Annotated in this window: 16 protein-coding genes and 1 tRNA gene; 16 read left to right on the forward strand and 1 reads right to left on the reverse strand. The window is 68.5% G+C overall.

From position 1 onward, the window contains the following. Nucleotides 1–136 precede the first annotated feature (136 nt). The 12 genes from ACF09K_RS01325 (at nucleotide 137) to ACF09K_RS01380 (ending at nucleotide 15,284) form a co-directional block, all read left to right on the forward strand. Nucleotides 137–209: transfer RNA gene (locus tag ACF09K_RS01325), tRNA-Trp, on the forward strand. Nucleotides 210–317: 108 nt separating this feature from the next. Next, on the forward strand, nucleotides 318–605 hold the full coding sequence (secE, locus tag ACF09K_RS01330; RefSeq protein WP_356560341.1) for a preprotein translocase subunit SecE: 288 nt from the start codon (nucleotides 318–320) through the stop codon (nucleotides 603–605). 79 nt (nucleotides 606–684) lie between these two features. Then, nucleotides 685–1,581 (forward strand): transcription termination/antitermination protein NusG, encoded by an 897-nt coding sequence (gene nusG / locus ACF09K_RS01335; protein ID WP_392240425.1) that lies wholly within the window; start codon nucleotides 685–687, stop codon nucleotides 1,579–1,581. A gap of 179 nt (nucleotides 1,582–1,760) precedes the next feature. Beyond that, nucleotides 1,761–2,195, forward strand: a complete 435-nt coding sequence (rplK, locus tag ACF09K_RS01340) for a 50S ribosomal protein L11 (RefSeq protein ID WP_020132675.1) — start codon at nucleotides 1,761–1,763, stop codon at nucleotides 2,193–2,195. A gap of 103 nt (nucleotides 2,196–2,298) precedes the next feature. Next, nucleotides 2,299–3,024: a 50S ribosomal protein L1 gene (gene rplA / locus ACF09K_RS01345; protein WP_319673713.1), complete on the forward strand. Its 726-nt coding sequence runs from the start codon at nucleotides 2,299–2,301 to the stop codon at nucleotides 3,022–3,024. A 130-nt stretch (nucleotides 3,025–3,154) separates the two neighbouring features. Continuing rightward, a complete protein-coding gene (locus ACF09K_RS01350; RefSeq protein WP_392240426.1) occupies nucleotides 3,155–4,114 on the forward strand; it encodes a hypothetical protein in 960 nt (319 codons plus the stop codon). A 109-nt stretch (nucleotides 4,115–4,223) separates the two neighbouring features. Next, nucleotides 4,224–5,051, forward strand: coding sequence for a hypothetical protein (locus tag ACF09K_RS01355; protein ID WP_392240427.1), 828 nt, complete (start codon nucleotides 4,224–4,226; stop codon nucleotides 5,049–5,051). 309 nt (nucleotides 5,052–5,360) lie between these two features. After that, complete coding sequence (gene rplJ, locus ACF09K_RS01360) at nucleotides 5,361–5,891, forward strand: 50S ribosomal protein L10 (RefSeq protein WP_363089021.1); 531 nt, start codon at nucleotides 5,361–5,363, stop codon at nucleotides 5,889–5,891. Between the two features lie 111 nt (nucleotides 5,892–6,002). After that, nucleotides 6,003–6,386 carry a 50S ribosomal protein L7/L12 gene (gene rplL / locus ACF09K_RS01365; protein WP_392240428.1) on the forward strand — a complete coding sequence of 128 codons (384 nt, stop codon included), beginning with the start codon at nucleotides 6,003–6,005 and terminating at the stop codon, nucleotides 6,384–6,386. Between the two features lie 575 nt (nucleotides 6,387–6,961). Then, complete coding sequence (gene rpoB, locus ACF09K_RS01370; RefSeq protein WP_392240429.1) at nucleotides 6,962–10,447, forward strand: DNA-directed RNA polymerase subunit beta; 3,486 nt, start codon at nucleotides 6,962–6,964, stop codon at nucleotides 10,445–10,447. A 97-nt stretch (nucleotides 10,448–10,544) separates the two neighbouring features. Beyond that, complete coding sequence (locus ACF09K_RS01375) at nucleotides 10,545–14,459, forward strand: DNA-directed RNA polymerase subunit beta' (RefSeq protein WP_392240430.1); 3,915 nt, start codon at nucleotides 10,545–10,547, stop codon at nucleotides 14,457–14,459. 342 nt (nucleotides 14,460–14,801) lie between these two features. Next, nucleotides 14,802–15,284 carry a DUF1707 and DUF4190 domain-containing protein gene (locus tag ACF09K_RS01380; RefSeq protein ID WP_392240998.1) on the forward strand — a complete coding sequence of 161 codons (483 nt, stop codon included), beginning with the start codon at nucleotides 14,802–14,804 and terminating at the stop codon, nucleotides 15,282–15,284. Between the two features lie 60 nt (nucleotides 15,285–15,344). On the opposite strand, the gene ACF09K_RS01385 is transcribed toward ACF09K_RS01380, so the two are convergent. Beyond that, nucleotides 15,345–16,640, reverse strand: coding sequence for a hypothetical protein (locus tag ACF09K_RS01385; protein WP_392240431.1), 1,296 nt, complete (start codon nucleotides 16,638–16,640; stop codon nucleotides 15,345–15,347). A gap of 127 nt (nucleotides 16,641–16,767) precedes the next feature. Here ACF09K_RS01385 and ACF09K_RS01390 point away from each other — a divergent pair, with 127 nt between their 5' ends. From ACF09K_RS01390 to fusA, 4 genes are all read left to right on the forward strand, one after another. After that, nucleotides 16,768–17,877: a glycosyltransferase family 2 protein gene (locus tag ACF09K_RS01390; protein WP_392240432.1), complete on the forward strand. Its 1,110-nt coding sequence runs from the start codon at nucleotides 16,768–16,770 to the stop codon at nucleotides 17,875–17,877. A 254-nt stretch (nucleotides 17,878–18,131) separates the two neighbouring features. After that, entirely contained in the window at nucleotides 18,132–18,503 is a 372-nt protein-coding gene (gene rpsL, locus ACF09K_RS01395; RefSeq protein ID WP_003948652.1) for a 30S ribosomal protein S12, read from the forward strand. 3 nt (nucleotides 18,504–18,506) lie between these two features. Next, a complete protein-coding gene (gene rpsG, locus ACF09K_RS01400) occupies nucleotides 18,507–18,977 on the forward strand; it encodes a 30S ribosomal protein S7 (RefSeq protein ID WP_030345396.1) in 471 nt (156 codons plus the stop codon). A 39-nt stretch (nucleotides 18,978–19,016) separates the two neighbouring features. Continuing rightward, nucleotides 19,017–21,143, forward strand: a complete 2,127-nt coding sequence (gene fusA / locus ACF09K_RS01405) for an elongation factor G (protein WP_392240433.1) — start codon at nucleotides 19,017–19,019, stop codon at nucleotides 21,141–21,143. Nucleotides 21,144–21,222 lie beyond the last annotated feature (79 nt).

A 21,222-nucleotide genomic window follows, 5' to 3' on the forward strand; every position in this document is an offset into this window, starting at 1 on the left:
GGCTCTCACGGGCGCTTCACGTTCGACGAGGAGCCCCGGAACACGTACACTCCTACGTCGTTGGCCTTCGACAGCCGTGCCACAACCGGTGCACACCAAGCATCCGGATGGATGCGGTACGTTGGGGGACACACAAAGGGTCGTAGCTCAATTGGTAGAGCACTGGTCTCCAAAACCAGCGGTTGGGGGTTCAAGTCCCTCCGGCCCTGCTACACACTCCTTCGCCAGGCAGTGTGCGCATGTACGTACAGAAATGCACCGCCGTGCGGCTCAGACCGGGCGCGGCACGGCCACGACCCGGGAACAGGTGAGGACGAATGGCGGACGCCGTGGGCTCCATCGACACGCCTGATGCCCAGGACGAGGTGCCTGAGGCGCAGAAGAAGTCCCGCAAGGGCGGCAAGCGCGCCAAGAAGGGCCCGCTGAAGCGGCTCGCGCTCTTCTACCGCCAGATCGTCGCGGAGCTTCGCAAGGTCGTCTGGCCGACGCGGGGCCAGCTGACGACGTACACCATGGTCGTGATCGTGTTCGTGGTGATCATGATCGGTCTGGTGACCGTGATTGACTATGGACTCGACCACGCCGCGAAGTACGTATTCGGCTGAGCCGAGAGCGAAGGGCGCCGGGTGATCGGCGCCCCTTTCGCGTGTTCCACCCCCATGTATCCAGGAAGAAGCAGCCACCGTGTCTGACCAGAACCTGAACGACGCCATCGAGCCGGACGAGTCGGCTGACGACGAGCTCGACATCGTCGAGGGCGCTGACGAGGACCTGGACGAGTCCGAGGCTGCCGACGCCGAGGCGGGCGAGCCCGCGGAGGAAGCCGCGCTGCGCGTCGAGGACGAGGGCGCCGACGCCGAATCCGGCGACACCGACTCGGACGGAGAGGACTCCGGCGAAGAGGCCTCCGAGGACGACGAAGCCGTCGCGGAAGAGGCCGAGGAAGCCGAGCCGGCCGAGCCCGTCGACCCCGTGGCCGCCCTGCGCGAGGAACTCCGCACCCTGCCCGGCGAGTGGTACGTCATCCACACGTACGCCGGCTACGAGAACCGCGTGAAGACCAACCTCGAGCAGCGCGCCGTCTCGCTGAACGTCGAGGACTTCATCTTCCAGGCCGAGGTGCCGCAGGAAGAGGTCGCGCAGATCAAGAACGGCGAGCGCAAGACGATCCGTCAGAACAAGCTCCCCGGCTACGTGCTGGTGCGCATGGACCTGACGAACGAGTCCTGGGGCGTCGTCCGCAACACGCCCGGCGTCACCGGCTTCGTGGGCAACGCCTACGACCCGTACCCGCTGACCCTGGACGAGATCGTCAAGATGCTCGCCCCGGAGGCCGAGGAGAAGGCCGCCCGCGAGGCCGCCGAGGCCGAGGGCAAGCCGGCTCCGCAGCGCAAGCTCGAGGTCCAGGTCCTGGACTTCGAGGTCGGCGACTCGGTCACCGTCACGGACGGCCCGTTCGCCACGCTCCAGGCCACGATCAACGAGATCAACGCCGACTCGAAGAAGGTCAAGGGCCTCGTCGAGATCTTCGGCCGCGAGACCCCGGTCGAGCTGAGCTTCGACCAGATCCAGAAGAACTAGCCCCTTCGGGCGACTTCTGGAACGCAAGCCTCCGACCAGGTCAGGTGGCCGCTCGCGCGGTGCCTGACCTGCTCGGTTTTTGGCCGCACAGGGATACCCGTTATCGTTGTGCGGTATGCCTCCATCCGGATCATCCGGACCGGACGGCTGAAAACTCTCACTAGGACCCGGAGAGAGCAATGCCTCCCAAGAAGAAGAAGGTCACGGGGCTCATCAAGCTCCAGATCAACGCCGGTGCGGCGAACCCCGCCCCGCCGGTCGGCCCCGCGCTCGGCCAGCACGGCGTCAACATCATGGAGTTCTGCAAGGCCTACAACGCCGCGACCGAGTCGCAGCGTGGCTGGGTGATCCCGGTGGAGATCACGGTCTACGAGGACCGCTCCTTCACCTTCATCACCAAGACGCCGCCGGCCGCGAAGATGATCCTCAAGGCCGCGGGTGTCGAGAAGGGCTCGGGCGAGCCGCACAAGACCAAGGTCGCCAAGATCACCGAGGCGCAGGTCCGCGAGATCGCCACGACCAAGCTTCCCGACCTGAACGCCAACGACCTGGACGCCGCGTCGAAGATCATCGCCGGCACCGCCCGTTCCATGGGCATCACGGTCGAGGGCTGAGTTCCCAGCCCCGCAGCACCTTCGTAGCAGCCGCGGCTCCGGCCGCACGTGGCAGGGCCTGCTCGGCCCGTACCACGACTCCTCAGAACCCCCAGGAGCAGTAGTGAGCAAGCGCAGCAAGTCTCTCCGCGCTGCGGACGCCAAGATCGACCGGGAGAAGCTGTACGCCCCGCTCGAGGCCGTCCGTCTCGCCAAGGAGACCTCCACGAGCAAGTTCGACGGCACCGTCGAGGTCGCCTTCCGTCTGGGTGTCGACCCGCGCAAGGCCGACCAGATGGTCCGTGGCACCGTGAACCTGCCGCACGGCACCGGCAAGACCGCCCGGGTCCTGGTCTTCGCGACCGGTGACCGTGCAGCGGCCGCGGAGGCCGCGGGCGCCGACATCGTCGGCTCCGACGAACTGATCGACGAGGTCGCGAAGGGCCGTCTGGACTTCGACGCCGTCGTCGCCACCCCGGACCTCATGGGCAAGGTCGGCCGCCTCGGCCGCGTGCTCGGTCCGCGTGGTCTGATGCCGAACCCGAAGACCGGCACCGTCACCCCCGACGTGGCCAAGGCCGTCACCGAGATCAAGGGCGGCAAGATCGAGTTCCGCGTCGACAAGCACTCGAACCTCCACTTCATCATCGGCAAGTCGTCCTTCGACGACACCCAGCTGGTGGAGAACTACGGCGCGGCCCTGGAGGAGATCCTCCGCCTGAAGCCGTCCGCCGCCAAGGGTCGCTACATCAAGAAGGCCGCGATCAGCACCACGATCGGCCCCGGCATCCAGGTCGACCCCAACCGCACCCGGAACCTCCTCGTCGAGGAGGACCCGGCCGCGGTCTGAACCTGACGGTTCGCATCGGTCGGCGACGAGCCCCGCAACCTTCCGAGGTGCGGGGCTCGTCCCTTTTCCCGTACGGCTGTCGGTGCCGTGCGTTACCGTGCGAACACGGGGACAAGATGGGGGTGAGGGTATGAAGGGCACCGGTGCGCGCCGGACCGGCCTCTCGATCGTCGCGGCGGCCCTGCTGACCGGGGCGGCCGCCTGCAGCTCGGGCCCGGGAACCTCCGACGGGGCCGACGGGTCCGACGGGGACGAGACCTCCGCCTCCTCCTCGGCCTCCACCGCGCCCCCCGCGTCCTCCGGCGAGGGCGGGGGCACCCGCGTCGGCCCGATGGCCGCGCTGCGCAGCGCGGAGAAGTCCACCGGCGGCGCCGACTCCGCCAAGGTCGAGTCGACGACCACCATGGGCTCGGTGATGGCGATGACGGCCGACGGCTCCCTCGGCTGGGGCGACGGCCTCACCGGCACCCTCACCATCACCTACACCGGCGGCACCACGGCCGACACCATGCGGCAGCTGGGCACCACCTCGATGCAGGCCCGCTATCTGCCCGACGCGTACTACGCGCGCATGGGCGACGCCTTCGCCGAGCAGACCGGCGGCAAGCACTGGATCAGGTACCCGTACGACGCGCTGGAGACCCTCGGAGGCGGCTCGGGGGCGTATCTGAGGAACCAGATGGAGAACTCCACCCCGAACCAGTCGGTGAAGCTCCTGCTGGCCTCCGGGGACGTACGCAGGGTCGGCGAGGAGAGCGTCCGCGGCGAGCGGACCACGCACTACTCGGGCACCGTCGAGGTCGCCGACCTCGCCGGCCGCGACTCCGGCCTCAGCGAGAGCCAGCTCGCCGACCTGAGGAAGCAGCTGGAGCAGGCCGGCGTCACCACCGAGACCGTCGACATCTGGGTCGACGAGGACGACCTGCTGGTCAAGAAGGTGGAGAAGGGCCGGTCGGCGAACGGCACGTACAGCCAGACCGCCTACTACAGCGACTACGGAACCCCGGTCGACGTGGAGGCGCCCCCGGCGGCCGACACCGCCGACTTCTCGGAACTGCTCCGGCAGCAGGGGACCGGCTCCACGCCCTGAGGGCCGGCCACCGGGAATTCAGGGGACCTGGCCCCCGTCTCCGGGATACCTTCACCCCCTCGCCGTGAACCGGCCAGGTGTTCACCGTGTGCTGCGTGGGGGAACGTGCATGAGATCTTCCGTGGGTGTCCTCGGGCTGTCCGTCCTGCTCGTCACGGGCTGTGCGGCGGCGTCGGAGGGCGCGGCGGACGGGGGCGGCCCGACGGCCGCGGCCGCGGCCGTCACGCGGGCCGCGGAGAGGACGGAGCGGATCGGCTCCCTGCGCTACCGGATGACCGGCCGGACGCCGGAGGAGGGCCGGATCAGGGCCGAGGCCGCGATGGCCGTGGAGCCGCCGGCCATGAGCCTGCGGACGACCGTCCTCGGCGGCCCCGACAAGGGTGCCGGCGAGGTCCGCCTCGTCGGCGGAGTGGTGTACGTCGGCAGCGACGAGGCCGACGAGGACGGCAGGCACTGGATGCGGTTCGGGGCGCCCGGCAGCTCCGACACCCCGAGCGGCGTCAAGGCCGACACCACGTCGCTCGCCGACAGGGTCCGCCGCAACCCGGTCCACGAGAGCACCTTCCTCACCGCGGCCGACGACCTGAGGACGACCGGCACGGAGACCGTCGACGGCGTGGCCACCACCCACTACGAGGGCACGGCCGGCATCGACGAGATCCGGGCCTCCTACCGCGACGAGGCCGAGAGCGTCCGCCGGCAGCGCGAGCAGTCCCTCGCGCAGTACGAGAAGCTCGGCGTCGACGAACTGGACATGGACGTCTGGATCGACGGGGACGGCCGCGTCAAGCAGCTGCGGCTCCAGGGCTTCGGCCGGCACGGCCAGCTCGACCTCACCACCACCTTCCTCGACTTCGGCGGGCCCGTCACCGTGCAGGCCCCGCCCGCCTCGGACACCGTCGACCTGGCCGAGGAGAGGAAGAAGGCCGGCCGCTGAGCCCCCTCGCGGGCGGGGCGCCGGGACCCCTCACGGGCGGATTTGCCTGACGGCGATCCGTTCCCGTACGCTCCTGGAGAAGCCAAAGACCGCTGGTCGTTGCCGTGCGCTCGCGAGAGGGTGCGGTGGCCGAAGGATCCGCTGATATGCGGACGACCCGCGCAGGTGATCGTGGAAGTGCTCCCGGACCGTGATCCGTACACGGATCTCGTTCGGTCGAGCTCTCGCCCCGTGCGCCTGCGCCGGGGCGTTTCGTTTGTCCCAGCCCCTTCCGAGCGGTCGTCAACACCCGGAAGGAGGCCGACGCTCATGGCAAGGCCCGACAAGGCTGCCGCGGTGGCCGAGCTCGCGGAGCAGTTCCGCAGCTCGAACGCCGCCGTGCTGACCGAGTACCGGGGTCTCACCGTGGCGCAGCTCAAGTCGCTGCGTCGTTCGCTCGGTGAGAACGCCCAGTACGCCGTGGTGAAGAACACGCTGACCAAGATTGCGGCCAACGAGGCCGGGATCTCGACGCTCGACGACCTGTTCAACGGTCCGACGGCAGTTGCCTTCGTCACCGGTGACCCGGTGGAGTCGGCGAAGGGTCTTCGTGACTTCGCCAAGGACAACCCCAACCTCGTCATCAAGGGCGGTGTCCTTGACGGCAAGGCGCTGTCCGCCGACGAGATCAAGAAGCTTGCGGACCTCGAGTCCCGCGAGGTTCTGCTCTCCAAGCTGGCGGGTGCCTTCAAGGGCAAGCAGTCCCAGGCTGCACAGCTCTTCCAGGCGCTTCCCTCGAAGCTCGTCCGCACCGTGGACGCCCTTCGCGCCAAGCAGGAAGAGCAGGGCGGTGCCGAGTAACTCGGCTCGCGCATTGACCGCCGCCTGAGGCAGCGGTCTTAGCGGGCCGACCGTACGCCCGCCGAACAAGTACATCCGGCACCTGCCGAATTAGTGGAAGGATCGCCCACCATGGCGAAGCTCAGCCAGGAAGACCTGCTCGCGCAGTTCGAGGAGATGACCCTCATCGAGCTCTCCGAGTTCGTGAAGGCGTTCGAGGAGAAGTTCGACGTCACCGCCGCCGCCGCGGTCGCCGTCGCCGCCCCGGGTGCCCCGGGCGCCCCGGTCGAGCAGGAGGAGGAGAAGGACGAGTTCGACGTCATCCTCACCGGTGCGGGCGACAAGAAGATCCAGGTCATCAAGGTCGTGCGTGAGCTGACCTCCCTGGGTCTGAAGGAGGCCAAGGACCTCGTGGACGGCGCCCCGAAGCCCGTCCTCGAGAAGGTCGCCAAGGACGCCGCCGAGAAGGCCGCCGAGTCCCTCAAGGGCGCCGGCGCCTCGGTCGAGGTCAAGTAACACCCTGCGGCCGGCGACGGCCGCGGCGAAGGACGGAACAGTCCCTCCGGGGCTGTAACGCCGACGCACCGAGGAGCGATCATCCATCCGGGTGGTCGCTCTTCGGCGTTCCCGAGGGGCGGTCGCGGTTGCCCTGCTCCTCGGTTCGCGAGGGGTATGGTGATCTTCGTCGTGTCTCCGGGCGCCCCGCGTTCGGGCGCGGGGGCCTTGACGAACCGCACGCAGCGCGCAATTCTCAGGACGCGTCGTCACAAGGATCCGTATCCGAGGCATGGATCGACGGCGAAGAGGGCAGTATCACCGTGCGTTGAGGGCTACCGGACCGAGGGCGTTGAGAGCTACGAGGGTCTCGAAAAACCCGCACTGGACATCAGTGTGCCAAGTGGCTACACTGACCCTTTGCGCTGCCTGTTAGCTGTCCCCTGCCCGTCACCAGGGGCATGCCCTCACCCGAGCATCGATGACTGGACCCTTTCCGACCTGGCCTTTCGGCTGATTCCGGGGAGTCCGTCCCGTTGTGCGGAAGAGGGGCCGGTACGCGCGTAGTGAGTCCGAGCCCTCGGAAGGACCCCCTCTTGGCCGCCTCGCGCAACGCCTCGACCGCGAATACGAACAACGCTGCCAGCACCGCCCCGCTGCGCATCTCCTTTGCAAAGATCAAGGAGCCCCTCGAGGTTCCGAACCTCCTCGCACTGCAGACCGAGAGCTTCGACTGGCTGCTCGGCAACGAAGCGTGGAAGGCTCGCGTCGAGGAGGCTCTCGAGAACGGTCAGGACGTCCCCACCAAGTCCGGCCTCGAGGAGATCTTCGAGGAGATCTCCCCGATCGAGGACTTCTCCGGGTCGATGTCGCTGACCTTCCGCGACCACCGTTTCGAGCCGCCGAAGAACAGCATCGACGAGTGCAAGGACCGCGACTTCACGTACGCGGCCCCGCTCTTCGTGACGGCCGAGTTCACGAACAACGAGACCGGCGAGATCAAGTCCCAGACGGTCTTCATGGGCGACTTCCCGCTCATGACCAACAAGGGCACCTTCGTCATCAACGGCACCGAGCGTGTCGTCGTGTCGCAGCTGGTCCGTTCGCCCGGCGTCTACTTCGACTCCTCCATCGACAAGACGTCCGACAAGGACATCTTCTCCGCCAAGATCATCCCGTCCCGGGGTGCCTGGCTGGAGATGGAGATCGACAAGCGCGACATGGTCGGCGTCCGCATCGACCGCAAGCGCAAGCAGTCCGTCACCGTCCTCCTGAAGGCTCTCGGCTGGACCACCGAGCAGATCCTCGAGGAGTTCGGCGAGTACGAGTCGATGCGCGCCACCCTGGAGAAGGACCACACCCAGGGCCAGGACGACGCGCTCCTGGACATCTACCGCAAGCTGCGTCCGGGCGAGCCGCCGACCCGTGAGGCCGCTCAGACGCTGCTCGAGAACCTCTACTTCAACCCCAAGCGCTACGACCTCGCCAAGGTCGGCCGCTACAAGGTGAACAAGAAGCTCGGCGCCGACGAGCCGCTGGACGCCGGCGTGCTCACCACCGACGACATCATCGCCACGATCAAGTACCTGGTGAAGCTGCACGCCGGTGAGACCGAGACGCTCGGCGAGTCGGGCCGCTCGATCATGGTCGAGACCGACGACATCGACCACTTCGGCAACCGCCGCATCCGCAGCGTCGGCGAGCTGATCCAGAACCAGGTCCGTACGGGTCTCGCCCGTATGGAGCGCGTCGTGCGCGAGCGCATGACCACCCAGGACGTCGAGGCGATCACGCCGCAGACCCTGATCAACATCCGGCCGGTCGTCGCCTCCATCAAGGAGTTCTTCGGCACCAGCCAGCTGTCGCAGTTCATGGACCAGAACAACCCGCTGTCGGGTCTGACGCACAAGCGTCGTCTCAACGCGCTCGGCCCGGGTGGTCTCTCCCGTGAGCGGGCCGGCTTCGAGGTCCGTGACGTCCACCCCTCGCACTACGGCCGCATGTGCCCGATCGAGACGCCGGAAGGCCCGAACATCGGTCTGATCGGCTCGCTCGCCTCGTACGGCCGGATCAACCCGTTCGGTTTCATCGAGACGCCGTACCGCAAGGTCACCGGTGGTGTCGTCACCGACGAGGTCGACTACCTCACGGCCGACGAAGAGGACCGGTTCGTCATCGCGCAGGCCAACGCGCCGCTGAGCGACGAGTTCCAGTTCGAGGAGGCCCGCGTCCTGGTCCGCCGTCGTGGCGGCGAGGTCGACTACGTCCCCGGTGACGACGTCGACTACATGGACGTCTCCCCGCGCCAGATGGTGTCGGTCGCGACCGCCATGATCCCGTTCCTCGAGCACGACGACGCCAACCGTGCCCTCATGGGCGCGAACATGATGCGCCAGGCCGTCCCGCTCATCAAGAGCGAGGCGCCGCTCGTCGGCACCGGCATGGAGTACCGCTCCGCGGTCGACGCCGGCGACGTGGTCAAGGCCGAGAAGGACGGTGTGGTCCAGGAGGTCTCCGCGGACTACATCACCACCACCAACGACGACGGCACGTACATCACGTACCGCCTGGCCAAGTTCTCGCGCTCCAACCAGGGCACCTCGGTCAACCAGAAGGTCATCGTCAACGAGGGCGACCGGATCATCACCGGTCAGGTCCTCGCCGACGGACCGGCGACCGAGAACGGCGAGATGGCGCTGGGCAAGAACCTGCTCGTGGCGTTCATGCCGTGGGAGGGTCACAACTACGAGGACGCGATCATCCTGTCGCAGCGCCTCGTGCAGGACGACGTCCTCTCCTCGATCCACATCGAGGAGCACGAGGTCGACGCCCGTGACACCAAGCTCGGCCCCGAGGAGATCACCCGGGACATCCCGAACGTCTCCGAGGAGGTCCTCGCCGACCTCGACGAGCGCGGCATCATCCGCATCGGCGCCGAGGTCGTCGCCGGCGACATCCTGGTCGGCAAGGTCACGCCCAAGGGCGAGACCGAGCTGACCCCGGAGGAGCGCCTGCTGCGCGCCATCTTCGGCGAGAAGGCCCGTGAGGTCCGTGACACCTCGCTGAAGGTGCCGCACGGCGAGATCGGCAAGGTCATCGGCGTCCGCGTCTTCGACCGTGAGGAGGGCGACGAGCTGCCGCCGGGCGTGAACCAGCTGGTTCGCGTCTACGTGGCGCAGAAGCGCAAGATCACGGACGGTGACAAGCTCGCCGGCCGCCACGGCAACAAGGGCGTCATCTCGAAGATCCTGCCGATCGAGGACATGCCGTTCCTGGAGGACGGCACCCCGGTCGACATCATCCTCAACCCGCTCGGTGTGCCGTCCCGGATGAACCCGGGACAGGTCCTGGAGATCCACCTCGGCTGGCTCGCCAGCCGCGGCTGGGACGTCTCCGGCCTCGCGGAGGACTGGGCGCAGCGCCTCCAGGCGATCGGCGCCGACAGCGTCGCCCCCGGCACCAACGTCGCCACCCCGGTGTTCGACGGCGCCCGCGAGGACGAGCTGACCGGTCTGCTGCAGCACACCATCCCGAACCGCGACGGCGGGCGCATGGTGCTCCCGTCCGGCAAGGCCCCGCTGTTCGACGGCCGCTCGGGTGAGCCGTTCCCGGAGCCGATCTCGGTCGGCTACATGTACATCCTCAAGCTCCACCACCTGGTCGACGACAAGCTGCACGCCCGTTCGACCGGTCCGTACTCGATGATCACCCAGCAGCCGCTGGGTGGTAAGGCCCAGTTCGGTGGCCAGCGCTTCGGTGAGATGGAGGTGTGGGCGCTGGAGGCGTACGGCGCCGCCTACGCCCTCCAGGAGCTGCTGACCATCAAGTCCGACGACGTCACCGGCCGCGTGAAGGTCTACGAGGCCATCGTCAAGGGCGAGAACATTCCCGAGCCCGGCATCCCCGAGTCCTTCAAGGTGCTCATCAAGGAGATGCAGTCCCTGTGCCTCAACGTGGAGGTGCTGTCCTCGGACGGCATGTCCATCGAGATGCGCGACACCGACGAGGACGTCTTCCGCGCTGCGGAAGAGCTCGGCATCGACCTGTCCCGGCGCGAGCCGAGCAGCGTCGAAGAGGTCTGACGGGAGTCAGGCGGGGCCTCTCGTGCAGAGGCCCCGCCGATCCCGCGACCCCCGTTTCAGACCACAGACTTACAACCCTGAGAGGGATTGACGCATAGTGCTCGACGTCAACTTCTTCGATGAGCTCCGGATCGGTCTGGCCACCGCTGACGACATCCGTCAGTGGAGCCACGGCGAGGTCAAGAAGCCCGAGACCATCAACTACCGCACCCTCAAGCCCGAGAAGGACGGACTCTTCTGCGAGAAGATCTTCGGTCCGACCCGGGACTGGGAGTGCTACTGCGGCAAGTACAAGCGCGTCCGCTTCAAGGGCATCATCTGTGAGCGCTGCGGCGTCGAGGTGACCCGCGCCAAGGTGCGCCGCGAGCGGATGGGCCACATCGAGCTGGCCGCTCCCGTCACGCACATCTGGTACTTCAAGGGTGTCCCGAGCCGGCTGGGCTACCTGCTCGACCTGGCTCCCAAGGACCTCGAGAAGGTCATCTACTTCGCGGCGTACATGATCACGTACGTCGACGAGGAGCGCCGCACGCGTGACCTGCCCTCGCTGGAGGCGCACGTCTCCGTCGAGCGGCAGCAGATCGAGAACCGCCGGGACGCCGACCTGGAGGCCCGCGCCAAGAAGCTCGAGACCGACCTGGCCGAGCTCGAGGCCGAGGGTGCCAAGGCCGACGTGCGCCGCAAGGTGCGCGAAGGCGCCGAGCGGGAGATGAAGCAGCTGCGCGACCGCGCCCAGCGCGAGATCGACCGTCTCGACGAGGTGTGGACCCGCTTCAAGAACCTCAAGGTCCAGGACCTCGAGGGCGACGAGCTGCTCTACCGCGAGCTGCGCGACCGCTTCGGCACGTACTTCGACGGTTCGATGGGTGCCGCGGCGCTGCAGAAGCGCCTGGAGTCCTTCGACCTCGACGAGGAGGCCGAGAAGCTCCGCGAGATCATCCGCACCGGCAAGGGCCAGAAGAAGACCCGCGCGCTCAAGCGCCTCAAGGTCGTCTCCGCGTTCCTGCAGACCAGCAACAGCCCCAAGGGCATGGTGCTGGACTGCGTCCCGGTCATCCCGCCGGACCTGCGTCCGATGGTGCAGCTGGACGGTGGCCGCTTCGCGACCTCCGACCTGAACGACCTGTACCGCCGCGTCATCAACCGCAACAACCGCCTGAAGCGCCTTCTCGACCTCGGTGCGCCCGAGATCATCGTGAACAACGAGAAGCGCATGCTCCAGGAGGCCGTGGACGCGCTGTTCGACAACGGCCGTCGCGGCCGTCCGGTCACCGGTCCCGGCAACCGCCCGCTGAAGTCCCTCAGCGACATGCTGAAGGGCAAGCAGGGCCGCTTCCGCCAGAACCTGCTCGGCAAGCGCGTGGACTACTCCGCGCGTTCCGTGATCGTCGTCGGTCCGCAGCTGAAGCTGCACCAGTGCGGTCTGCCGAAGGCGATGGCGCTGGAGCTGTTCAAGCCGTTCGTGATGAAGCGCCTGGTCGACCTGAACCACGCGCAGAACATCAAGTCGGCCAAGCGCATGGTCGAGCGCGGCCGCACCGTGGTGTACGACGTCCTCGAAGAGGTCATCGCCGAGCACCCGGTGCTGCTGAACCGCGCGCCCACCCTGCACCGCCTCGGCATCCAGGCCTTCGAGCCGCAGCTGGTCGAGGGCAAGGCCATCCAGATCCACCCGCTCGTGTGCACCGCGTTCAACGCGGACTTCGACGGTGACCAGATGGCCGTGCACCTGCCGCTGTCCGCGGAGGCGCAGGCCGAGGCCCGCATCCTGATGCTGTCCTCGAACAACATCCTCAAGCCCGCCGACGGCCGTCCGGTGACGATGCCGACCCAGGACATGGTCCTCGGTCTGTTCTTCCTCACCACCGACGGCGAGCTGCGCGACGTCAAGGGCGAGGAGCGTTCCTTCTCGTCCGTGGCCGAGGCGATCATGGCGTTCGACGCCGGCGAGCTGTCGCTGCAGTCGCGCGTCGACGTCCGCTTCCCGGTGGGCACCATCCCGCCGCGCGGCTGGACCCCGCCGGCGCAGGAGGACGGGGACGACCGCGTCGGGGAGGGGGAGTGGCAGCAGGGTGACTCGTTCCGGCTGCGGACGACCCTGGGCCGCGCGCTCTTCAACGAGCTGCTGCCCGAGGACTACCCGTTCGTCGACTACGAGGTCGGCAAGAAGCAGCTCTCGGAGATCGTCAACGACCTCGCCGAGCGCTACCCCAAGGTCATCGTGGCGGCGACGCTCGACAACCTGAAGGCGGCCGGCTTCTACTGGGCGACCCGCTCCGGCGTCACCGTGGCCATCTCCGACATCGTCGTCCCCGACGCGAAGCGGGCGATCGTCCAGGGCTACGAGGCGCAGGACGAGAAGGTCCAGAAGCAGTACGAGCGCGGTCTGATCACCAAGGAAGAGCGCACGCAGGAGCTCATCAAGATCTGGACCAAGGCGACCAACGAGGTCGCCGAGGCGATGAACGCGAACTTCCCGAAGACCAACCCGGTCTCGATGATGGTCAACTCGGGTGCTCGCGGAAACATGATGCAGATGCGTCAGATCGCCGGTATGCGTGGTCTGGTGTCGAACGCGAAGAACGAGACCATCCCGCGTCCGATCAAGGCCTCGTTCCGTGAGGGCCTGTCCGTGCTGGAGTACTTCATCTCCACCCACGGTGCCCGTAAGGGTCTGGCGGACACCGCCCTGCGCACCGCCGACTCGGGTTACCTCACCCGTCGTCTGGTGGACGTCTCGCAGGACGTCATCATCCGCGAGGAGGACTGCGGCACCGAGCGCGGCCTCAAGCTGGCCATCGCCGAGCGCGGCGAGGACGGCGTGCTGCGCAAGGCGGACAACGCCGAGACCAGCGTGTACGCGCGCTGCCTCGCCGAGGACATCGTCGTCGACGGCAAGGTGCTCGCCCCGGCGGGCGTCGACCTCGGTGACGTCCTCATCGACCAGCTGGTCAAGGCCGGCGTCGAGGAGGTCAAGACCCGCTCGGTCCTGACCTGCGAGTCCGCCGTCGGCACCTGCGCCATGTGCTACGGCCGTTCGCTGGCCACCGGCAAGCTGGTCGACATCGGTGAGGCGGTCGGCATCATCGCCGCCCAGTCCATCGGTGAGCCCGGCACCCAGCTGACGATGCGTACCTTCCACACCGGTGGTGTGGCCGGCGACGACATCACCCAGGGTCTGCCGCGTGTCGTCGAGCTCTTCGAGGCCCGTACCCCGAAGGGTGTCGCCCCGATCTCCGAGGCCTCCGGCCGCGTGCGGATCGAGGAGACCGAGAAGACCAAGAAGATCGTCATCACGCCGGACGACGGCAGCGACGAGACGGCGTTCCCGATCTCGAAGCGCGCCCGTCTGAAGGTCGCGGAGGGCGAGCACGTCGAGGTGGGCCAGCAGCTCACCGTGGGTACCCAGAACCCGCACGACGTGCTGCGCATCCTGGGCCAGCGTGCCGTCCAGGTCCACCTGGTGGCCGAGGTCCAGCGGGTGTACAACTCGCAGGGTGTGTCGATCCACGACAAGCACATCGAGATCATCATCCGGCAGATGCTCCGCCGCGTGACGATCATCGAGTCCGGCGACGCCGAGCTGCTGCCCGGCGAGCTGGTCGAGCGCTCGAAGTTCGAGACCGAGAACCGTCGTGTGGTGCAGGAGGGCGGTCACCCGGCCTCCGGTCGTCCGCAGCTCATGGGTATCACCAAGGCCTCGCTGGCCACGGAGTCCTGGCTGTCGGCGGCGTCCTTCCAGGAGACGACCAGGGTGCTGACGGACGCGGCGATCAACGCCAAGTCCGACTCCCTGATCGGCCTCAAGGAGAACGTCATCATCGGTAAGCTCATCCCGGCCGGTACGGGTCTGTCCCGCTACCGCAACATCCGGGTCGAGCCGACCGAGGAGGCCAAGGCCGCGATGTACTCGGCCGTCGGCTACGACGACATCGACTACTCGCCGTTCGGCACCGGCTCCGGCCAGGCCGTCCCGCTGGAGGACTACGACTACGGTCCGTACAACCAGTAAGGCGTACGTCTGAAGCACTGAAGGGCGGTCACCCGTGCGGGTGGCCGCCCTTCGGCGTGTCCGCGGCCCCGCGCGGCGGCGCGGCCGCCTCCGTGCGGGGCCCGTGACCCGCCGGGGCACCCGGGCGTACGCCCCGCCGCCCTCGCCCGCTTCCCGGCCCGCCGGCGGCCTCCCGGGGCCGCCTCCGCCCCGTCACCGGGACGGCACAGAGGCGGGTGGGGGGAACCATCGCGGTCCGCCGAGCGTAGGAGAATGATGGGAGGCAGTTCACGCCGAGCGGGGGAGGTGTCCGTGTCGTATCCGTCGCCATGGCAGCCGTGGCAGGGCCAGAGCGGTCCGCCGATGCTGGCCGCCCACGCGGACCGGGAGCGCACCGTCGACGTGCTCAGAGCGGGTTTCGCCGAGGGCCGTCTCCAGCAGGTGGAGTTCGAGCGCCGGGTGGCGCGCGCGTACGAGGCCCGCACGGTCGGCGAGCTGTCGCTGATCGTCGCCGACCTGCCGCAGGGCCCCGTCGCCGCGCAGCCGTCCGTCCCGCGGCCGCACGGCTACCCGATGCAGGTCCCGCGGACCTTCCTGCCCGCCCCGCCGCCGACGAACGGCAAGGCGGTCGCCTCCATGGTCTGCGGCGTCCTCACCACGATGACGATGGGCGTCACCGGCATCCCCGCGGTGATCCTCGGGCACTCGGCCAGGGCCGAGATCCGCCGTACCGGTGAGGGCGGCGACGGCTTCGCCATGGCCGGCCTCGTCCTGGGCTGGCTGTCGGTGGCGGGCTGGGCGGTCTTCCTGGCCGTCCTGTTCATGGCGGCGGTCGCGTCGAACTGAGACCGGCTCGCGGCGCGGCGCGCTGCGGTGCGCTGCGGGGCGCCGGTTCGGCGGTGTCCGTCAGGGAATGCCCAGCTCGAACATGACGTAGTGGGCGTACCAGCCCGAGGCGACGGCGGCCGTGGTGAAGAAGACCGCCAGGCTCGGCCACTTCAGGCGGCCCAGCGCCGCCGCGGGGGCCAGGAGCAGCGGGAAACAGGGCAGCAGGTAGCGCGGTGTGTTGCCGAACATCTGCTGGGTGCCGAGCACGGTCACCACGCTGGCCAGCGTGTACGCGACGAGTACCAGCGGCGGCTTCCTCCGCAGCATCAGCGCGATCAGGAACGGCAGTGCCAGCACCACCTGGACGGCTATCAGGTCGGGGACGGCGAAGGCGAACAGGTAGTCGTGCCGGCCGACGGCCGTGTCGCCCAGCACGTCGAGGGTGTAGGCGCCGAAGTCGAAGTAGTGCGCCCAGCCCTCGCGCTGGAGCGTGAAGTACGCCGTCAGGTCGCCCATGCTCAGCCCGACCCAGGCGACGTAGGTGAGCAGGCCGAGCGGCGCGGCGACCATCGCGTACACGGGTCCCGCCACCCCGTGCTCGCGCCTGCTGTCGCGCCGGGCGAGGGTGACCAGCGCGGCGAGCCCGACCGCGCCGATGAGCGCGGCGGAGGTGGGCCGGTTCAGCCCGGCGGTGAAGGCCAGGAGCCCGGCCGTGAGCCACCGGCCCTTCATCACGGCGTAGCAGCACCAGGCGGCGATGGCCACGAACAGGGACTCCGAGTACACCGCCCACTCGACGCCCGCGCCCGGTACGACCGCCCACAGCCCGGCGGCCAGGGTGCCGGCCCGCGCCCCCGCGAGCGCGGCGACGACGGCGTAGATCCCGGCGGCGGCGACGAAGGACGCGAGCACCGAGACGAGGATCCCGGACCCGAACAGACCCAGCCCGGTGATCTCGGACACCCCGCGGACCAGCCCCGGGTACAGCGGGAAGAAGGCGACGGAGTTCTGCTCGACCGTGAACAGGCCGCCCGGCGCGAGGGGGGTCAGGGGCCGCGGGTCGTACCCCTTCTCTGCGACCTGGAGGTACCACCAGCCGTCCCAGGTGGCGAGCACGTCCCACCAGTGGGCGCCGCCGCCGAAGCGGGGCTGCTTCTCCCGGTAGTCCCCGGCGGCCTCGAGCAGGAACGCGAAGACGGTGAGCCCGACCAGCTTCGTGACGCCGTACAGGAGCAGCGGGGCACGGTACGGTCGTAGACCGTCCGGCAGCGTGAGCCGGCGCGGCGTCCAGGGCCGCCCCTGCCGCCCGTCGGGCTCGTCGGGTCCGTCGGGCATCGCGGAGTCCGCCGCGGCGTCGCTGCGGGCCGTGCTCATGACTGGGGTCCCCCCTCGGACGACCGGCCGGAGCCGGCCGGGCGACCGCCGTCCGGACGATCGTGAAGTGTGGTCATAAGATCGCAACAGCGTCGCACATGTGCGGCACGGCTTGGGGGGAGGACGGGTGCCTGAAGCGCCGGACACCACGGCGGCGGTGACCGTCTTGTCGGTCGTCATACCCATGTACAACGAGGAAGAGGTCCTTCCCGCGCTGGTCAGCAGGCTGCGCCCGGTCCTGGCCGGGATGGGCGTCGGCTACGAGGTCGTCGCCGTCGACGACGGCAGCACCGACCGCACCGCCGAGCTGCTCGCCGCGTTCCGTCTCGGCTGGCCCGAGCTGCGCGTGATCGGCCTGCGCCGCAACTCCGGCCACCAGGCGGCCCTCACCGCGGGCCTGGACCGGGCCCACGGCGCGTACGTGGTGAGCCTCGACGCCGACCTCCAGGACCCGCCCGAGAAGATCCCCGACATGCTGGCGCTGGCCCGCGCCGAGGGCCTCGACATCGTCTACGGCATCCGGGCCGACCGGGCCAGCGACACCGGCTTCAAACGGTGGACCGCCAGCCTGTACTACCGGCTCGTCCGCCGCCTGGCCGGCCCCTCCGTGCCCGCCCAGGCCGGTGACTTCCGGCTGCTCAGCCGGGCCGCCGTCGACGCCCTCAAGGCGCTGCCGGACCAGCAGCGCGTCTACCGCCTCCTGGTGCCCTGGCTCGGCTTCCCGAGCGGCCAGGTCGCCTACGAGCGCGCCCCGCGGCCCGCGGGCCACAGCAAGTACCCCCTGGGCCGGATGATCCGCCTCGCGATCGACAGCGTCACCGGCTTCTCGGCGGCCCCGCTGCGCATCGCCACCTGGCTCGGCGGCTTCGCCTTCCTGGTCTGCCTGGCCCTGATGGTCTACACGCTCGGCGCCCACGCCCTGGAGCACACCGTCCCCGGCTGGACCTCCCTGTTCACCGGCGTCCTGTTCATCGGCGCGGTCCAGCTGATCTGCGTCGGCCTGCTCGGCGAGTACGTGGGGCGCATCTACACGGCCGTGCAGAACCGTCCGACGTACTTCGTCGGCCACGACACGGCGCACGGGGCGGCGGGCCCCCGCACCGCGCTCCCTGAGACCGCCGCGCTCCCTGAGACCGCGCCCGCCGCGCCCGCCGCCCCCGCCGCGGTCCCGGGACCCGCGCCCGCCGCGGAGGCCGGGAGTCCGCTACCACAGGGGCCGTCGGGGGCGCGGATGTGACCTCGGTGTGTCGGCGGCGCGGCTTCTGTTTTGACCGGAGAGAGTGCGCTGGGTACGCTCAGACCTTGTGCCTGGGGTGTGCCCTGGCCTTCGTGCGTGCCTTCAACCGCACAGGGGCCTAAGGAGCGGCCACCGCGATCCACGCCTCTTCCCGCCTCGCGGCGGAAGTGCGCCGGGTCCGACACACCCGACCGCGTGGGTCGGCGAAGTTCCAGGTTAGCTGTACAAATCGGCACACAGAAACCGGAGAAGTAGTGCCTACGATCCAGCAGCTGGTCCGTAAGGGCCGGCAGGACAAGGTCGAAAAGAACAAGACGCCCGCACTCGAGGGTTCCCCTCAGCGTCGCGGCGTCTGCACGCGCGTGTTCACGACCACCCCGAAGAAGCCGAACTCGGCCCTGCGTAAGGTCGCGCGTGTGCGTCTGACCAGCGGGATCGAGGTCACTGCTTACATTCCGGGTGAGGGACACAACCTGCAGGAGCACTCCATCGTGCTCGTGCGTGGTGGCCGTGTGAAGGACCTGCCGGGTGTTCGCTACAAGATCATTCGCGGTTCCCTCGACACCCAGGGTGTCAAGAACCGCAAGCAGGCCCGCAGCCGCTACGGCGCCAAGAAGGAGAAGTAAGACATGCCTCGTAAGGGCCCTGCCCCGAAGCGCCCGGTCATCATCGACCCGGTCTACGGTTCTCCTCTTGTCACGTCGCTCATCAACAAGGTGCTGCTGAACGGCAAGCGCTCCACCGCCGAGCGCATCGTCTACGGCGCCATGGAGGGCCTGCGCGAGAAGACCGGCAACGACCCGGTCATCACGCTGAAGCGCGCTCTCGAGAACATCAAGCCGACCCTCGAGGTCAAGTCCCGCCGTGTCGGTGGCGCGACCTACCAGGTCCCGGTCGAGGTCAAGCCCGGCCGCGCGAGCACCCTGGCGCTCCGCTGGCTCGTCGGCTACTCCCGCGCCCGTCGCGAGAAGACCATGACCGAGCGTCTGCTCAACGAGCTGCTCGACGCCTCCAACGGCCTCGGTGCGGCCGTGAAGAAGCGCGAGGACACCCACAAGATGGCCGAGTCCAACAAGGCCTTCGCGCACTACCGCTGGTAGTCGCTACCCACATCGAGACCGAGAGAAGACTGAAGCCTTATGGCTACCACTTCACTTGACCTGGCCAAGGTCCGCAACATCGGGATCATGGCCCACATCGACGCGGGCAAGACGACCACCACCGAGCGGATCCTGTTCTACACCGGTGTGTCCTACAAGATCGGTGAGGTCCACGACGGCGCTGCCACCATGGACTGGATGGAGCAGGAGCAGGAGCGTGGCATCACGATCACCTCTGCTGCCACCACCTGTCACTGGCCGCTCGCCGACGTCGACCACACCATCAACATCATCGACACCCCGGGCCACGTCGACTTCACCGTCGAGGTGGAGCGTTCGCTCCGCGTGCTCGACGGTGCCGTGACGGTGTTCGACGGCGTCGCGGGTGTCGAGCCCCAGTCCGAGACCGTGTGGCGTCAGGCGGACCGCTACGGCGTCCCGCGCATCTGCTTCGTCAACAAGCTCGACCGGACCGGTGCCGAGTTCCACCGCTGTGTCGACATGATCAGCGACCGCCTGGGTGCGACGCCGATCGTGATGCAGCTCCCGATCGGTGCCGAGGCCGACTTCAAGGGCGTCGTCGACCTGGTCACGATGAAGGCCTTCGTGTGGTCCGCCGAGGCGGAGAAGGGCGAGATGTACGACGTCGTCGACATCCCGGCCACCCACACCGAGGCTGCCGAGGAGTACCGCGGCAAGCTCGTCGAGACCGTCGCCGAGAACGACGACGAGATCATGGAGCTGTACCTGGAGGGCCAGGAGCCTTCCGTGGAGCAGCTGTACGCCGCGATCCGTCGCATCACCATCGCGTCCGGCAAGTCCGACGGCGTCACGGTCACCCCCGTGTTCTGCGGTACCGCGTTCAAGAACAAGGGCGTCCAGCCCCTGCTCGACGCGGTCGTGCGCTACCTTCCCTCCCCCCTGGACGTCGAGGCCATCGAGGGCCACGACGTCAAGGACCCGGAGCTGGTCGTCAAGCGCAAGCCGTCCGACGACGAGCCGCTGTCGGCGCTCGCGTTCAAGATCATGAGCGACCCGCACCTGGGCAAGCTCACCTTCGTCCGGGTCTACTCGGGCCGCCTGGTGTCCGGCACCGCCGTGCTGAACTCCGTCAAGGGCAAGAAGGAGCGCATCGGCAAGATCTACCGCATGCACGCGAACAAGCGTGAGGAGATCGAGGCGGTCGGCGCCGGCGACATCGTCGCCGTCATGGGTCTGAAGCAGACCACGACCGGCGAGACGCTGTGCGACGACAAGGCGCCGGTCATCCTGGAGTCCATGGACTTCCCGGCCCCGGTCATCCAGGTCGCCATCGAGCCCAAGTCCAAGGGTGACCAGGAGAAGCTGGGTATCGCCATCCAGCGTCTCGCGGAGGAGGACCCCTCCTTCCAGGTCCACTCGGACGAGGAGACCGGCCAGACCATCATCGGCGGTATGGGCGAGCTGCACCTCGAGGTGCTGGTCGACCGCATGCGCCGTGAGTTCAAGGTCGAGGCCAACGTCGGCAAGCCGCAGGTCGCGTACCGCGAGACCATCCGCAAGTCGGTCGACCGGCTCGACTACACGCACAAGAAGCAGACCGGTGGTACCGGTCAGTTCGCCAAGGTGCAGATCGCGATCGAGCCGATCGAGGGCGGCGACGCCTCGTACGAGTTCGTGAACAAGGTGACCGGTGGCCGCATCCCGAAGGAGTACATCCCTTCGGTGGACGCCGGTGCGCAGGAGGCCATGCAGTTCGGCATCCTCGCCGGTTACGAGATGACCGGCGTGCGCGTCACCCTGCTCGACGGTGGCTACCACGAGGTGGACTCCTCCGAACTCGCCTTCAAGATCGCCGGTTCGCAGGCGTTCAAGGAGGCCGCGCGCAAGGCCAGCCCCGTGCTGCTCGAGCCGATGATGGCCGTCGAGGTCACCACGCCCGAGGACTACATGGGTGAGGTCATCGGCGACATCAACTCCCGCCGTGGCCAGATCCAGGCCATGGAGGAGCGCGCCGGCGCCCGCGTCGTGAAGGGCCTCGTGCCGCTCTCGGAGATGTTCGGCTACGTCGGAGACCTCCGCAGCAAGACCTCGGGTCGCGCAAGCTACTCGATGCAGTTCGACTCCTACGCCGAGGTTCCGCGGAACGTCGCCGAGGAGATCATCGCGAAGGCCAAGGGCGAGTAACGCACTCCGTTCACACGCCGTAGGCTTGACTCCGGAGCCTCTTGGGGCGAACGGCCGCATTCCCGGCCTTTCGCCCCTG

The organism is Streptomyces sp. NPDC014882, assembly GCF_043081325.1.
Taxonomy (GTDB): domain Bacteria; phylum Actinomycetota; class Actinomycetes; order Streptomycetales; family Streptomycetaceae; genus Streptomyces.

Bases quoted from the DNA above. Each gene is read 5' to 3' on its own strand.
- fusA (WP_392240433.1), top strand. From the start codon at position 19,017: ATGGCTACCACTTCACTTGACCTGGCCAAGGTCCGCAACATCGGGATC.
- rpsG (WP_030345396.1), top strand. From the start codon at position 18,507: ATGCCTCGTAAGGGCCCTGCCCCGAAGCGCCCGGTCATCATCGACCCG.
- ACF09K_RS01380 (WP_392240998.1), top strand. From the start codon at position 14,802: ATGCTGGCCGCCCACGCGGACCGGGAGCGCACCGTCGACGTGCTCAGA.
- rplJ (WP_363089021.1), top strand. From the start codon at position 5,361: ATGGCAAGGCCCGACAAGGCTGCCGCGGTGGCCGAGCTCGCGGAGCAG.
- ACF09K_RS01350 (WP_392240426.1), top strand. From the start codon at position 3,155: ATGAAGGGCACCGGTGCGCGCCGGACCGGCCTCTCGATCGTCGCGGCG.
- rplL (WP_392240428.1), top strand. From the start codon at position 6,003: ATGGCGAAGCTCAGCCAGGAAGACCTGCTCGCGCAGTTCGAGGAGATG.
- ACF09K_RS01385 (WP_392240431.1), bottom strand. From the start codon at position 16,640: ATGAGCACGGCCCGCAGCGACGCCGCGGCGGACTCCGCGATGCCCGAC.
- secE (WP_356560341.1), top strand. From the start codon at position 318: ATGGCGGACGCCGTGGGCTCCATCGACACGCCTGATGCCCAGGACGAG.
- rplK (WP_020132675.1), top strand. From the start codon at position 1,761: ATGCCTCCCAAGAAGAAGAAGGTCACGGGGCTCATCAAGCTCCAGATC.
- ACF09K_RS01355 (WP_392240427.1), top strand. From the start codon at position 4,224: ATGAGATCTTCCGTGGGTGTCCTCGGGCTGTCCGTCCTGCTCGTCACG.